The organism is Candidatus Margulisiibacteriota bacterium, assembly GCA_028706105.1.
GTDB lineage: Bacteria > Margulisbacteria > Riflemargulisbacteria > GWF2-35-9 > DYQY01 > DYQY01.
Genome location: JAQWCF010000047.1, coordinates 1 through 14,707, shown reverse-complemented (window position 1 = coordinate 14,707; position 14,707 = coordinate 1). Strand labels below are relative to the sequence as shown.

Here is a 14,707-nt window from a genome sequence, read left to right as displayed (position 1 = left end):
TTATAGAACTATTTATAGGTATAATAATTTAAGAATACATTCAAAATTAAAAATGCCGCCTGTTATTTACAGCCGGCTTTATCAGGAATCTTGCAAGAATAGTGTCTAATGAAATGGGTACCTTCCAAAAAGTAATTTGCTTTTTTATCGCCTCTTTTAATAATTCCTCATTGGGAGCATTGTGTATCGGGTCGTCTTTTGGGACTGAATAATTTTTATAGTTAAATCTTGGGTCGTCATCCAACATTTTAATAAGCTTGTCATAAGCGTCGCCATAAGCCCAAGAATGGCTAATAAAAATGCTGTATTGTTTCATATTTTTTAAATTAATTTTTAACTTAATAAATTTTTTAAATTAGCCCATGTCCAATTATAATAACCGTCTAAACCGTCTGGACGAGGGCAATTTTTATCAGAATACCCCTTAATACCATAAATCTTTTTCCCAGCTTCTTTTGCCATTTTGATTTCTTCTTTTACACCAGTCGCTAAATAAGTTTTTTGACCAACAATAACAAGAACGACATCAGTTTTTTTAATTTTTGTTAAACATTTTTGTTTCCATTCACTTTGATCCCAAGGAATTTTTACCGACCAATCCTCAATCTCAAAAGGAGAATCTGAATTTTTTGATTGTCCAACAAGAAAATCTCTCAAAATTGAATCGTTATCAAAGTCAAAACTAATAAATACTTTTTTCTTTGAGTTTAAATATCCATACATATATTTGTAAGTTATTTATCAAATAATTCAACTGGGTTAATTTTAAATTGCAACATTTTTGCCGTATTTCTACCACCATCTCCACCTTTTCTTTGCATCCCTATTTTTCCAATTTTTAAACTACCTTGGTCTGTTATTCTTATATCGCCTTGGCCAAAAACATTCATCGCCTCATTGATTGATTTTAAAACCCAATCGCTTTCGCCGTTTGCCTTTAAAATCACCAAAACCCAATCGGCAGAAAATTCGCCCCTGCCTTTTAATAAATCTGAAATAATCAGAATTTTGTTTTTGTTAAAAAAATTAATAATTTTTTCTTGGTCTTCCTCGCTCATTTCTGTTAAGAGCATTCTGCGATGATCTTTTAAATTTTTTGCCATTGGTTTTGTTTCACCAGTGAATAGTTTTAAAATTTTAACAATATCGCTCGGTATATTCCAAAGCTCAACATACTTGTCTATCCACCTTTTATCAACTTGATTGAATCCTTGGGGGTTGCTAACTAACTTGACTTGCAGATTTTGCAAATCTTCTTGCGATTTCAATTTGATTACTATCTTGATTCTAACTTGAACATCGGCTTTATACTGGCCTCTGACTTTTTCAGCCTTTACATATTCGATATTATTAAAATCGTAGCCCATTTTTTTGAGCCAGGCTTGAGCTATTTTATTCTTCTTCCAATTATTAAATGTTGCGATTACATCTTTTTCATTTCTAAAACCGCCCTTGGCTGTTTCTGACCCTAATTTTATTAAATCTTTTTTTGGCATTTTTATTTTAAATTATGGTTAATAAATTTTGTGCCAATCTCTCAATAACATTCACAGTCATGGCGTTTCCTGCTTGGGACAACAAATGAGTATTGTTTATCTTGTTCTTTGCTTTTGAAGCAATATCTTTAGGAAACCCTTGCAACAACAAAGATTCGTAGCCGGACAATCTTCTTAATTTTCCATTTTTTACATAAAGAATACCATGTCTGCCTGTTCTCAATGTCGGAACCCTGTTTTTATATATTCTTAAGTCTGATTGTCTAGTGTCTAAAACGGTATAATTCTTTTTTAAAATATCTTCTAAATTGTATTTATTTTTGTTGTATTTGTTGTTCAAATACTTTATAAAAGTTTTGAAAGCAGGGTTGTCTTCATTAAATTCAAAGGAAGCATCATTGTCAATCAGATATTCTGATAATTTTGGATTATCTGGAATATCAATAAAACCAAAATCGTTATTTTTTACTAAATCTTTTCTGATTCCAACAAAATAAATCCTTTCTCTCATTTGAGGAACGCCATAATGTTCGCTATTTAACACCTCATTAAAGATGACTTTATATCCTGCTTTATCTAATTCATCTAAAATTATTCTCAAGGTTCTTCCCTTGTCATGATTAACCAATCCTTTAACATTTTCTAAAATAAAATATTTCAAATTCTTTTCAAGCATTATTTTAATCAAGCCAAAAATTATTTGTCCTCGGTCGTCTGCCATTCCTTTTCTTTGCCCGACTATTGAAAATGTTTGGCAAGGAAAACCTGCAATCATCAAGTCAAAATCCGGCATTTCTTTTGGGTCGGCTTTCATTAAGTCGCCAAAATTTTGTTCTTCATGTCCAAAAAATTCTCTGTATGTCTTTTCTGAACTTTTGTTGATTTCGGAAAAACCAACACAACGCATTCCGTTTTTTTCCAATCCAAGTCTTCCGGCCCCAATACCGGCACAAAAGTCCATAAATTTAATTGTCTTTTTTTTCTTTGTTTTTTGCATATAAAATATTTCTACTGATATTTTACTTTATTTTTAGATGTTTGTCCACAGTTGCACTTCGGCTCGTATTCGGGTATAATGCCATTATAACATATGAGCCCACTAACAAAAAGACAACAAGAAATATTTGAATATATTTCTTCATATATAGATAAAAATAACTACTCCCCAACGTATGAAGAAATAAAAGATAATTTTGGATTATCTGCCCTTTCAACCGTTCACGAACATATTACCGAATTGGTTAATAAAGGCTATTTATTGAGAGACGAAAAAAGTCCCCGAGGAATTGCAGTTATCCCCAAGAAAAAACAGTATATGGAAATTCCGTTATTGGGCATTATACGAGCGGGTAAACCAATTGAAGCCATAGAAACAGCAAATGAATACATAAAAATAGTTCGGGAACCGGTTTTGAAAGGCAATTTATACGCTTTAAAAGTCGAGGGTGATTCAATGATCAATGACGGAATTTTCAGCGATGATATTGTTATTGCCAAAAAACAGTCGGTGGCGGATAACGGGGATATGGTTGTAGCCGTGATAGATGACAACGAAGCCACTTTAAAAAGGTTTTATTTGGAAAAAAATAGAGTAAAGCTGCAACCGGCTAATCCGAAGTATGAACCGATTTATAGAAAGGAGGTAGAGATAAGAGGGGTGGTCATTAAAATTATAAGAAATTTAAAATAAAACTTGTTTGTAAAATTGCCGGCAGGATTATGCTCGGGGAGAAATGTTTGATTTTTAGTTTAGCTCACTTTAATCGCTCTCCGCTTGAAAGTATTGTTAATGCTTTCAGTCGGGGAGGCGGATTAAAGGTTGGACGCTTCTATTAATTCATTCATTAATTCCAATGCGTATGTCTGACACTAAAGTTAAGACAGGCGGAACTGCTAAAGTCTCAGGCCAGTATAGACCGGTCGGAACCAGGCATGAAATAACCCTTTCCAAGGGTGATCGTGTTCCTCCTTACAGTAAAGAGGCAAAAACTTTTGTATTAGTCGACAAGACTAAACACAAGAGCTAATCTTTACCTTCTTGCCGGCAATCTTGCAAATAAGAAGCCAATCTTATGCCTGCAACCTCTCAAAAAGTAAAACAAAAAATGCTGGAACTAACCAGGCTTTTTTGTATAGAGAGGAATATTTTTCAAAAATTCGTCATTGTTTATAAGTATATTCGCTTATTAAACAAAGACCCACTAACTCAAGAGATACTGCAAAAGATGTTTGATGACACCGCTAAAATAGGAGGAAAGGATTATAGTGATTGCGTTGATGAAGAAGAATTTTTAGATGTTAAGGGCGAGGTTCTTTATACAAATGATTTTTGGACATATTATTCCAACCTGGAAATAATATATGGCAAAATGAAGAAAATGAGAGAATGCCAAATTTGTGATAAAAAGAAATTTGAAAATTTATGCCGTCTTTATTCTAAACCATATTCTAATGAAATGTTAGAATTATCTTTTAAGGTTATAAACAGCAATGTTTTTGACCAACTTGATCAAAAATGTTTCTTATGCAAAGAAAAAGAAGATAAAAAAACTTGGTTTGACGATGATAAAAGTATTTTATATATCAAAGGACAAAAGATTTATATCAATAAACAAGAAAAAACCACCAATGCTCATAAGATATTAAAATACATATTTATAGATAATAAAAACAATTTAAGTGATGACTTCTTTTATTCAGAAATTGCCGAAGATGAGTTTGGCGAATTGGAATATAAAGAACGAAGAAATAATTGGAAAAAATACAATAGAGCTTGCCAATATATTAATGATAAAATAAGAGAGCAAAGCAATAACTCAATAATTGATTTTTTAATCTATAATACAGGAAGTAAAGGCAAGGTTAGAATAAGAAAAAAATACCTCTAAATTCACAAAAATAAATACACTTAAAGTCCCGTAAAACGGGGCTTTTTTGTTATACACAAAAATATTCCCCGTAATTTTTGTGAAAGCTAATTATATATTATATGAACGTAAACTGCCGGATAAAGGTCGGGGGCAGAATAATAAAAAACGATAATACAAAAACTATGTTTATTCTAAAAGGCATAATCAAAGAAGATAAAAATGAAAATTTTACTCGCAAAGACGGCACACCTGGCGTTAAGCGATCTTTGTTTATCGAACCGGCAGGAAGCATTTATCCGATAAAGGTCGGAGTGCCCCTAGAAAAAAATTACGGTAAAGTCGGAGCGTCTATAGAAATTTTGGTCAACGTCTTTCCTTATTATTACATTGATAAGCAAAGAAAAAGAGCCTTCCTTTCCGTTTACGTTCCAGATGAAAATAAAAATTAGAAATGAGGGAATGGCAAGGTTAACTATAAAATCTGTAAGTCCATTCCCCGCTTCTAAATTAATCTTATGAATTTCAACGAAATTTTATTCCATTATCAAGTTTTAGACAGTGCTGACAACATTGTTAATTTAACAGCCACATTTGTTTTACCAATTGCTGGTTTATTTTTCTTTGTAAAAATAGCCCTTGGAGCAATCATTATAATTTATGTAGCTAAAAAAATATGGAAATAAATGGAATTGAATTTGTACAGATTTACACCCCTTTAATTATTATTCTTGTAATAATTTGGGGGCTTAAAAAGATAAAAGATAGTTTGTAATTATATGACCGAATTTGAAGCAGTAAATGAATTATTAAAATGGTGCCTATGGGCAGGTTTTGTCGGTCTTATTCTTATTCCGTTCTTTATTAATAAAAATAAATAAAGACTAGAAGGGGGGTGAAAATATGTTTAAGAAGATTGGAATCGGTTTTATGGCCTTATTGGGTGCAGTTGGTTTAACCACTAACTTTGTTCATGCGGCTCCAGATCCTGACCTGACCAATTCTTTAGCCAGCACCACTAGTTTATTAAAGGATAATGCTTATGCATTTATCCCTTATATCTTAGGAGTATTCGGTGCTGTCATCACATTAACTTTGATTATCAAAGGTATTATGTGGGGCGTAAAGAAAATCAGAGGCACGATCAAATAGTTTATCGCCCCGTCTTAACCGGCGGGGCGTAAACCCTTTTTCCCTTCTTAAATTAATTTTATGTTTACCAATATTTTACTCGTGATTTTAATAGTTATTCTCGTTTATTTAAATTATCAATTCTATAAATCTTTTACCGAGCCGAGGCTTTATCACGACCGGCTCAAAATGGATGAAATCTATAAGAATTGGCGAGAAATAACGAACCAAAAAGATGAAAAATAAATTCTTAAAAATAATATTTGCTGTAATTATAACGTTTGGAATTTTTACTTTTTCCAATCAAGTTAAAGCAAGTATAAATGTTCAAAATTTACCTTTTGCCAATAAAGGTTATCGAACAATTATAATTCCCAGTTATTCGGGTGATGTTTTAATGGTTTGTAGTCCTATGGGTGATAGCGGAGGCAGATATTCTCTAAACAGCTTATATTTTAATGGAGACGCTTTTACTAAAATTCCAAATTTAGAATACGGAGCATATTCAAGGATATTTTATCTAAAAAATCCCGATATTGGTGCTTACAATTTAACTTCAAATAATAATTTATATTGGCAAAATAATTGGCCATGGCCAGATATAGCTTGTTTTCTTTTATCAGGAGTTGATACTGATTATCCAATAGTGGCAACTTCGACTGGTTCAACTGCAAGTGGAATAACTTATTACAACAATGGAGTAAATGGAAATTTATTATTTGCTTTCGGTGAAAATTGGTCATCTTGGAGCAACTGGAATGGTGGTGTAATGCCAACACCAGTTCAATCAAGTAATTCTACAATATTGGGAAATTATGGTTTTGTAGGAAATGATGTTCACCAAGGAGTTGTCTCTTATACTTATATAAATAATATAATTCAACAAATTACTTATACTAATCAATTATCTGATTTCTCAATGGCTTTTGTGGAATTTAATGAAGCCCCTCCAACAGAATATTGTGGTGATACCTTTTGCCAAACAACTACAGAAAATTGTTCTAGTTGTCCAATTGATTGCGGTGAATGTGCTAATAATCCAAATGCAACTAACAATAGTTTATTTTTCTTTTCTAACCCTTATACATTTTCTAATCAGTCATCCGCTATCGTTAATTATTTATATAACGAAGATGTCTTTACTCATTATGATCATATTGAGATTAGAAAATTAAATAGCACCATGACAAGCAGTACTTTTGTAGCGACTAGTACGATTATAGATATTAGCGGATTTTATATAAATAAAAGAGACGGAAAAAGTTTTTTTACTTTAACCGGAGACGGAACAACTATCGGATATGAATATTATGAAGTAATCGGGCACTTAGCTCCTTATTGGTCTCCGACTTTGGGTGATGTAGGGGCAACTACAACTATTCCCTATTTAGTAGTAATCAATTGGCAACCAACTCAGTTAATTGATGTTTCTGATATTTTATCAGCTACCTCAACCAATCCTTTTTTTGATGATAGCTCCATGTATTACGCCGCCTGTAGCGAAGAAGAATGGAATACCCCGCCACCGGAAATTTTTGGCGTTAACGTGCCCGCTCTAAATTTAACAGTAATAGGTTGTAAATTTAAATTAGGTTTTATTATTGCCGGTAATAAATTTACTAGCTTAGCAACAGACGGAATTTATAAGGCAGGAAATATATTAAAAAATGTATTCCCTTTTAATATTTACACTAATTTAAATGATTCATGGAAAGCAAGTGCTAACAAGGATGTTATGTCAGAACTTGCCTTTCTTTCGCCGGTTAATGGGAATTTAACAGCTCAAATTCCTACCCATGGAACATCAACCGCAACAGTTGTTTTATGGGGTAAAGATATTTTTACTTCTAGCTCCACTTTAGGAACAGTTAACGCTCAAAAAACTAATCAATTATTTTTAGCTATAAAGACAATTATCAAATGGGCTTTATGGGGATTGTTTGGTTTATGGGTAATTAAAAATGGTAAAGCTTTCATCGATAAGATGACAAGCGGACAATAAATATATGAACGCATTAATTCAATTTATCAAGGTTGTGCTTATTACTGCTTTTATATCAGGGCTTCTTTACGCTATCGGACAAGCAGTTAATAACCTTATTCCTTGGTCAAATGTTACAACTTTTTTTGGAATGATAAGACAATGGTCGAGTCTTATTGATTTTATTTTTCCAACTGACACTTTGTGGCAAATAGTTGGTTTAATATTTTCAGTCTATCCCTTTTTATGGTCAATTATGGCGATAAAAATATTAATTAATAACTCAGGTTTAAGAGAATAATTATATGGCACTAGACGGTTCAAAGTTTAAATTAATAACTGGACTTCCGGGAAGCGGAAAATCTTTGATGATGGCGACCTTCGTTTATCCTTATCTTATTGCTGGTTATCAAGTTTATTCCAACTTATGGCTTAACTGGAAAAATTTTGATGTTTTAGGTGAATGGGATACTGATAAAAATAATCTTCATTATTATCAAGAAATAGAAGATATTGTCGATGTTAGAAATTGCATTGTAATCTGCGATGAAATCGCCGAACCGCTCGACCCTAGAAATTGGGAAAATGAAAGTGGAGCGATTAGAAGATTCTTTCAGCAACACAGACATCATCACGTTGATATTTACGGCACAACACAAAATATAACGCTCGTTGCTAAAAGTGCTCGAATAGTAATAGATGAATGGACTGATTGTTTTCGCATTTTGAGAATTATTCCCGGAGTTATTATTTTTCGGGAACGCTCAATTGATAGAACGCAAATGTTAAAAGAAGAACCCGAACCAAAAGATAATGGTTTTTTCTCATGGTTATCGGAGCTTAGATTTTTTCTTAAATCAAAATTGTTATTTACTAAATGGAATAAATACAAACTAGAGCTTGAGCATAAATTTTGCGAGAAATGCCACGAGAGACACGAGTTTAATTTAAATATTTGTCCAAAATGTAAGCAAGCTTTAGTTATTAAACCAACTGGAATTTATGACAGTTGCTACGATATTAAACTCCGCCCTAAAAAACATTATTGGCGACCAATTAGTATTTGTGCTGATTGCGGTCGAGAACATAAGTCGGGATATAGGGGTGTTTTAAGTGAAGAAGAATTCTTAAAACAAAAGGAATTAATAGTTAGATAGTTCTTTAAATGTCTATACAAAAAAAGGAGTCAATCCCGAAGGATCAACTCCTAAATTTGTTCGAGCTTATTGAGGCTCGACTTGTAGGTCAAAAAACAAATAGATTGTTTTTGGCCGTCTCTCAATAACGGCTCCCGTTTTCTTGTCTTTCTTTTCAACGATAATGAAAGACCGGATAGCTTTCTCGTCTTTTTTGACGACATAGCCGTTCTTGAGCCAGCCTTTGAAAGTGAAGCAATTAACAAACGGATTATAACGTTTGGCTTCATCTTCGCCCCAACGTTTGGCAATCTGTTTTCTGACAAGATCAGAAGTGTTCTCTGAACCTGTCCAATTTGATTTGACTGAAATATTCATAAAATTAGATTGACGACTGATTTTTAAATTGCCGGATAACGTCGCCTTAGATTATCTATCGGCGAGACATAAGACAACGTCTGATTGCTTGCGACAGTCAAGGTGGAGACTAGTACTACCTTGATAGGCGATAAGCTGACGTTAAAATGGAAAGCCACGATAGACAATCATTCCCTTTCCGAAAATTTTGCAGTTCGACCGGTCGTATGTTCTTTTCTTTTTTCGGCGGTATCCCCTCGGGGGAGCCGAAAAAAGAAAATACGACCGGTAAATGAGAGTTAAGACTTGATGTGTTCTTAACTTGATTATAACCACACATCTAAAGAAAATTGTTATGGCTTATACTTATGACTTTAAAGTCGTGGTATCGGGCAAACAGGTTGAATTATATAAATATAAGAAAAATGTCTGGCGGGAATATGAAACTAAAAAAGATGAAATTCTCACAAAAGAGCCAAAACAATTAGATTTATTTGAACAAGAAAAATTAAGAAAACAAAGAATGAAGTTTTCAGTTAATAGAACAAGAACTGAAATAAGAAGATTAGTTAATTCCAACCCGCAATTAAACAAGTTTTTAACTTTAACCTTTGCCGAAAATATCACTGACTTAAAAACAGCAAATTATATATTTAATAAATTCGTTTTAAGGATGAATTATAAATATAATAATTTTGAATATTTGGCGGTTCCCGAATTCCAAAAACGAGGAGCAGTCCATTATCATTTGCTTTGCAACCTCCCTTTTATTGAGATAACTGAATTACAAGAATTATGGGGTCAAGGGTTCGTTAAAATAAATAAAATAGACGATGTTAATAATGTTGGAGCCTATGTCTCTAAATATCTTGGCAAAGAAATGGATGAAAGAACTTTTGGCAAGAAAAAATTTTTCCGCTCTCAAAACCTAAAACAATCAGTTGAATTGTTGGGTTATATCGCTCAAAAATTTGTTGAAAAATTTTTGTCTATATTAAGCCCAGTTTATGAAAAAGTCTTTAAATCTGATTGGATTGGTGAAGTTGAATATTTTGCTTATTCCCTAAATTTTATTCCATTTATTAAAGGAAAATATGATAGAAGCGTTTTATTTAAACCGTTATGAAATTTACAGACGAACAATTAGACGATTTTATCGCTTTATACCAAAAAGAATTTGGCGATAATATTGATCGAGCGGAAGCCTTGCGACAAGCAACCGCTCTTGTTTCGCTTGTAAAATTGACATATGCCCCCATGAGCCGTAAAGACTTTGAAAAATACAGCACCTTGAAATATTAAAAAATAATTGTTATTATATTGTTGACACCTAACAAAATAATAATCGCTAAGGCTTTTTTAATATTCGTCCCCAGAAAGGGGTAGTTGTGCCGATGAATATTGCCTTTGGCGATGTTTTGTTGGGTGTCCACGACTACCCCTTTTTGTATATAAAAATAATAATATGGAAACAAACAACAGAGAGACAATAACAATTAATACTAACATTGAAAATTATTTTGGTGCTTTAGCAAAAGTTTTACTTTTACTTAAAAAAGATTATCAAGAAAAAACATTTATTTTTGATAAAGATGAGCTTTTAACGGAAGTTATTAGAGATCTAAAAGCCTTACAAAAAAATTGTGTAATAAAAAATAGATATGGAAGAAGTAAAAAATAAAATTAAATATTTTGCCTATGTCCGCAAGTCAACCGAAGGTGAGGAACGGCAGGCTTTATCTATTGAAAGCCAAAAAGACAAGGTGAAAGAGATTCATCCTCATTTGGATATTGTAGAAGTACTAGAAGAAAGACATTCGGCTTTTAAGCCATATAACCGCCCTTCATTCGAGGAAATGATAAGACGAATAAAACTTGGTGAGGCTTCCGGCATTATTGCTTGGCACCCGGACAGATTATCAAGAAATGAAATTGACGCTTCAACTATTACATATTTAGTAAGAACCGGAGTAATACAAGATTTGAAATTTGGCTCATATAATTTTGATAACAGTCCCGAGGGGATCATGATGTTGCAGTTGGCATTAAGCCAATCGCAATATTTTTCATCAAAATTGGGCAAGGATGTAAAAAGAGGTCTAGAGAAGAAGGTTTCTCTTGGTTGGCTTCCTGGTGTTGCTCCTGAAGGCTATTTAAACGATATGAGGCTGGAAAAAGGACAAAGAACCATAATCCACGACAAAAAGCGATTTATACTGCTTCGTAAGGCTTTTGATTTAATGCTGACAGGCACTTATACAGCTCAAGAAGTGTTAGATAAGTTAAATAATGAATGGAATTATAAGACAAGGAAAAAGGCTAAAACGGGTGGAAATAAACTTTCCCGTTCTGTTTGGTATAAAATGCTTTCTAACCCCTTTTATACCGGTATAATCGTTTATAATAACAAAGAAAGCAAAGGAAAACATAAGCCATTGATTAGTTTAGATGAATTTAACCGAATACAAGAAATTTTGGGGCTTAGGGGTTGCAAAAGACGACCACAAAAGCACGAATTTACATATTCGGGCATGTTTAAATGTGGTTCTTGTGGTTGCGGTATAACCGCCGAACACAAAACAAAATATATTAGAAGCTCTCAAGAAGTTAAAGGTTATAATTATTATCACTGCACCCATAAGAAAAAGGAAATGAATTGTCGCCAAGGTTCAGTTGAAGAAAAAGAAATAACCGAAGAAATAGTTAAAAAATTAGAGAAATTGGAAATGCACCCAATATTTTTAGAATGGGCTTTAAATTATTTAGATAGTCAAAAAAATGTTGAAAAAATAGAAAATAAGGAAATAGAAATAAATAAAGATAAGCGGATTAATGAGTTAAAAGATCAATTATCCGGCTTAACTATGATGAGAGTAAAAAATTTAATTGATGATGAGGAATATTTAAAGGAAAAATTGTCCCTTAAAAAAGAAATAGAAAAACTAGGCAAAGTTTTAGACCAAAAAACAAAAGAAAGCGATATAATCGAATTAACCAAAGATAAATTTATATTTTCAGCTTATGCAAAAAAGAAATTTATCAAAGGCGATAAATTAACTAAAAAAGAGATACTAACTGATTTAGGTTCGAACCAACAAATAAATGACAAAAAAGTCCATATTTACTTGTTTAAATGGCTTTTACCTATCTATGAGAACGTTGAAATTTATAATGCCAAATTAGCAAGGTTAGAACCAACAAAAATTGGCTTAGATTATACAAAAAACAGAGCTCTAAATGAGCTCCGTCTCTCTTGGCTCCGAGGGTGGGATTCGAACCCACGACCAATTGATTAACAGTCAACTGCGCTACCGCTGCGCCACCTCGGAATAATTAGTTTTTTAAAAACTAATTAATATAATATCAAAACTAAAAAATATGTCAATAATTTTTTTCTTATCTAATTATCTTTTTTCCATAAACTTTTCTTCCGCCCATAAATTACCCTTAAAACAATTCCAACCTTTAACATAAACCTTAGATCCGTCCCCCACATAAACGGGATAAACCTCATTCCTTTGACTTTCATAACTATCAGTTCTAAAATTAGCGCATAATTCAAATTCTTTTTCTCCTATTTTCTTGTATTCAATTTTTTCACCACTAACCGGATTAACTAAAAATTGATTAAAATTGATAATCTCAGCCACACTATTAAGCTCCGATAAATCTTCTGGTAATTTTTCTTCTTTTTCATAATAGGAATTAATATAGCTTTCTAAACTATGAATATTACTCATAACTTTTTCATCTATTTTTCTTTCTCGAGCCACTTTAGGAGATTCTACAAAAAACCACGAAGAAATAAATATTATTATAACTAACAAAACTGAAGAAAAAAAGAAGATTTTCATAATTTTATCTTTCTTTAAAATCTTATCTCTTCTAATGTCATATAGATAATAACTAAAAACTATAGCTGCAATTAAAATAACTGTTAATAATTGCAAAATAGATTTTAAAGTCATCTCCCCTGATAAAAAAGCATTAATAATACCGACTAAAGAGCCCAAAATAACTACAGCCGAAACAGCTAGAATAAAATAGGTTAACCAATTTCTCAAAGGAGAATCTTTGTCTATTTCACCCTTTTTTAAGCCTTTATTTATCGAATTAACGCATAGAAAAAATATTGGAGCTGATATCAATAAAGCCGAAATTCCAAAACGTAAAGCTGATTGATTAGAATAAGAACCATAATAAGCTAAAGCATCAAAAACGCTTTTATCAATAATTTGAAAAACTATCAAAGCCGAAGAAATGGCTACAAAAATTAAAGCCACCAATGAAAGAATATAATAAAAAGCATATTTAGGATTATGATTTTTCATATTTTTTATTTAATAATAATTAAAAATCTTTTAATTTGTCTAAGCTCTTCCCCTGCATTTTTCTAATCTTTTCTAAGGCCTTAGCTTCGATTTGACGAATACGTTCACGAGTAACTTCAAATTCTTGACCTACTTCTTCTAGAGTATGGGCCACTCCATCAACCAAACCAAATCTCATTTCCAAAATCTTTTGTTCACGAGGTGATAAGCTAACCATAATTTCCTTAACATAATCTTTTAATAATTGAAGAGCGGCGATTCTATCGGGTGAATCATTTTTAATATCTTCAATAAAATCTTCTAAGGTAGAATTATCATCATCATCTCCGATAGTAGTTTCTAAGGAAATAGTTTCTTGAGAAATTTTAATTATATATCTAACCTTATCTAAATCCTCTCCCATTTCAGCAGCCACCTCTTCAGCCAAAGGCTCACGACCTAATTCTTGTACTAAAAATCTTCGAGCCTGTTGATAGCGATTAATTGTTTCTACCATATGAACTGGAATACGAATAGTCCTAGATTGATCAGCTAAAGCCCTAGTAATAGCCTGTCTTATCCACCAAGTAGCATAGGTTGAAAACTTATAGCCTTTTTGATGTTCAAATTTATCAACTGCTCTAAATAAACCAATATTTCCTTCTTGAATTAAATCCAACAAACTTAAAGTTTTAACTCCAGAAAATTTTTTAGCAATAGATACTACTAGTTTTAAATTAGCTACTATCATCTTTCTTTCGGCGTCCTTGTCACCCTTATCCTTCCTTTTGGCTAACTCTACTTCTTCTTCGGCTGTTAATAAAGGAATTTTACCAATTTCTTTTAAATATATTTGAATAGAATCAGAAGTTAAACTAGAAAAATCAACTGATAATTTTGAAGAATTTTTTACCTTTTCTGGCACCTCTGTCTTGCCCCCCAATAAATTCCCAGTATCTTCTAATAGTTTAATTCCGGCATCAGCTAAACGACCTAAAAAAATTTCATATTCAAAAATATAACCCTCCACTGAGGGAAATAAATGTAAAACCTCTGTTTCCGTTAAAAAACCTCTTAACTTGCCTTTCTCCAATGTTTTAATTATATCTTCTTCTTTCGGCACAATTACTTCGTCGGGAGAAATTTTTTCTTTCTTAACTAACTTTTTTTTATCATTTTTTTTAGAAACCCTTTTTTTATTAACTGGCTTAACTTGTTTTTTAGTAACCGTTTTTTTAATAATTGGCTTTTTAATATTTTTTTTAACTACAGTCTTTGCTTTCTTTTTAGAAACAGGTTTTTTCTTTTTAATTACCTTAGTCTTAACAACCCTTTTTTTAATAATTTTCTTTTTTTCTATTTTTTTAGCCATATATAATAAATTAATTTATTTTATTTTTTTTATTTCTTCTTTATTTTTTTTTAAATT

Annotated in this window: 18 protein-coding genes, 1 tRNA gene and 1 pseudogene; 11 read left to right on the top strand and 9 right to left on the bottom strand. The window is 32.0% G+C overall.

Annotated features, from left to right (window positions below; genetic code table 11):
- Positions 1-130 precede the first annotated feature (130 nt).
- The 4 genes and pseudogenes from PHF25_06005 to dcm form a co-directional block, all read right to left on the bottom strand.
- Positions 131-316 (bottom strand): annotated as a pseudogene (locus PHF25_06005) (TIR domain-containing protein).
- A gap of 17 nt (positions 317-333) precedes the next feature.
- Complete coding sequence (locus PHF25_06000; protein ID MDD4527574.1) at positions 334-723, bottom strand: TIR domain-containing protein; 390 nt, start codon at positions 721-723, stop codon at positions 334-336.
- Between the two features lie 11 nt (positions 724-734).
- On the bottom strand, positions 735-1,496 hold the full coding sequence (locus PHF25_05995; protein MDD4527573.1) for a type II restriction endonuclease: 762 nt from the start codon (positions 1,494-1,496) through the stop codon (positions 735-737).
- Positions 1,497-1,503: 7 nt separating this feature from the next.
- Positions 1,504-2,493 (bottom strand): DNA (cytosine-5-)-methyltransferase, encoded by a 990-nt coding sequence (gene dcm / locus PHF25_05990; protein ID MDD4527572.1) that lies wholly within the window; start codon positions 2,491-2,493, stop codon positions 1,504-1,506.
- 93 nt (positions 2,494-2,586) lie between these two features.
- Here dcm and lexA point away from each other — a divergent pair, with 93 nt between their 5' ends.
- The 8 genes from lexA (at position 2,587) to PHF25_05950 (ending at position 8,632) form a co-directional block, all read left to right on the top strand.
- Positions 2,587-3,186 carry a transcriptional repressor LexA gene (gene lexA, locus PHF25_05985; protein ID MDD4527571.1) on the top strand — a complete coding sequence of 200 codons (600 nt, stop codon included), beginning with the start codon at positions 2,587-2,589 and terminating at the stop codon, positions 3,184-3,186.
- A gap of 382 nt (positions 3,187-3,568) precedes the next feature.
- Positions 3,569-4,384 (top strand): hypothetical protein, encoded by an 816-nt coding sequence (locus PHF25_05980; GenBank protein MDD4527570.1) that lies wholly within the window; start codon positions 3,569-3,571, stop codon positions 4,382-4,384.
- 101 nt (positions 4,385-4,485) lie between these two features.
- Positions 4,486-4,815, top strand: coding sequence for a hypothetical protein (locus PHF25_05975; protein MDD4527569.1), 330 nt, complete (start codon positions 4,486-4,488; stop codon positions 4,813-4,815).
- Positions 4,816-4,881: 66 nt separating this feature from the next.
- On the top strand, positions 4,882-5,049 hold the full coding sequence (locus PHF25_05970) for a hypothetical protein (protein MDD4527568.1): 168 nt from the start codon (positions 4,882-4,884) through the stop codon (positions 5,047-5,049).
- Between the two features lie 217 nt (positions 5,050-5,266).
- The gene (locus tag PHF25_05965; GenBank protein MDD4527567.1) at positions 5,267-5,515 is read left to right on the top strand and encodes a hypothetical protein; all 249 of its coding nucleotides are present in this window, start codon (positions 5,267-5,269) and stop codon (positions 5,513-5,515) included.
- A gap of 214 nt (positions 5,516-5,729) precedes the next feature.
- Positions 5,730-7,496: a hypothetical protein gene (locus tag PHF25_05960; GenBank protein MDD4527566.1), complete on the top strand. Its 1,767-nt coding sequence runs from the start codon at positions 5,730-5,732 to the stop codon at positions 7,494-7,496.
- Between the two features lie 4 nt (positions 7,497-7,500).
- Positions 7,501-7,776, top strand: a complete 276-nt coding sequence (locus tag PHF25_05955) for a hypothetical protein (GenBank protein MDD4527565.1) — start codon at positions 7,501-7,503, stop codon at positions 7,774-7,776.
- Between the two features lie 4 nt (positions 7,777-7,780).
- Positions 7,781-8,632, top strand: a complete 852-nt coding sequence (locus PHF25_05950; protein MDD4527564.1) for a zonular occludens toxin domain-containing protein — start codon at positions 7,781-7,783, stop codon at positions 8,630-8,632.
- A 66-nt stretch (positions 8,633-8,698) separates the two neighbouring features.
- Here PHF25_05950 and PHF25_05945 read toward each other — a convergent pair whose 3' ends face one another.
- Positions 8,699-8,989, bottom strand: a complete 291-nt coding sequence (locus PHF25_05945) for a hypothetical protein (GenBank protein ID MDD4527563.1) — start codon at positions 8,987-8,989, stop codon at positions 8,699-8,701.
- 301 nt (positions 8,990-9,290) lie between these two features.
- On the opposite strand from PHF25_05945, the gene PHF25_05940 reads away from it, so the two are divergent.
- Positions 9,291-10,094, top strand: coding sequence for a hypothetical protein (locus PHF25_05940; GenBank protein MDD4527562.1), 804 nt, complete (start codon positions 9,291-9,293; stop codon positions 10,092-10,094).
- Positions 10,091-10,270, top strand: coding sequence for a hypothetical protein (locus tag PHF25_05935; protein MDD4527561.1), 180 nt, complete (start codon positions 10,091-10,093; stop codon positions 10,268-10,270). Before PHF25_05940 ends, PHF25_05935 begins: the two co-directional genes overlap by 4 nt.
- On the opposite strand, the gene PHF25_05930 is transcribed toward PHF25_05935, so the two are convergent.
- Positions 10,267-10,401, bottom strand: coding sequence for a hypothetical protein (locus PHF25_05930; protein ID MDD4527560.1), 135 nt, complete (start codon positions 10,399-10,401; stop codon positions 10,267-10,269). The two genes, PHF25_05935 and PHF25_05930, sit on opposite strands and share 4 nt — an antisense overlap.
- A 32-nt stretch (positions 10,402-10,433) precedes the next feature.
- On the opposite strand from PHF25_05930, the gene PHF25_05925 reads away from it, so the two are divergent.
- Positions 10,434-10,649, top strand: a complete 216-nt coding sequence (locus PHF25_05925; GenBank protein MDD4527559.1) for a hypothetical protein — start codon at positions 10,434-10,436, stop codon at positions 10,647-10,649.
- A 1,573-nt stretch (positions 10,650-12,222) separates the two neighbouring features.
- Here PHF25_05925 and PHF25_05920 read toward each other — a convergent pair.
- The 3 genes from PHF25_05920 to PHF25_05910 form a co-directional block, all read right to left on the bottom strand.
- Positions 12,223-12,297 (bottom strand) — tRNA-Asn (locus PHF25_05920).
- Between the two features lie 75 nt (positions 12,298-12,372).
- On the bottom strand, positions 12,373-13,299 hold the full coding sequence (locus PHF25_05915) for a DUF5671 domain-containing protein (GenBank protein ID MDD4527558.1): 927 nt from the start codon (positions 13,297-13,299) through the stop codon (positions 12,373-12,375).
- Positions 13,300-13,318: 19 nt separating this feature from the next.
- Positions 13,319-14,650 carry a sigma-70 family RNA polymerase sigma factor gene (locus tag PHF25_05910; GenBank protein MDD4527557.1) on the bottom strand — a complete coding sequence of 444 codons (1,332 nt, stop codon included), beginning with the start codon at positions 14,648-14,650 and terminating at the stop codon, positions 13,319-13,321.
- Positions 14,651-14,707: the final 57 nt, after the last annotated feature.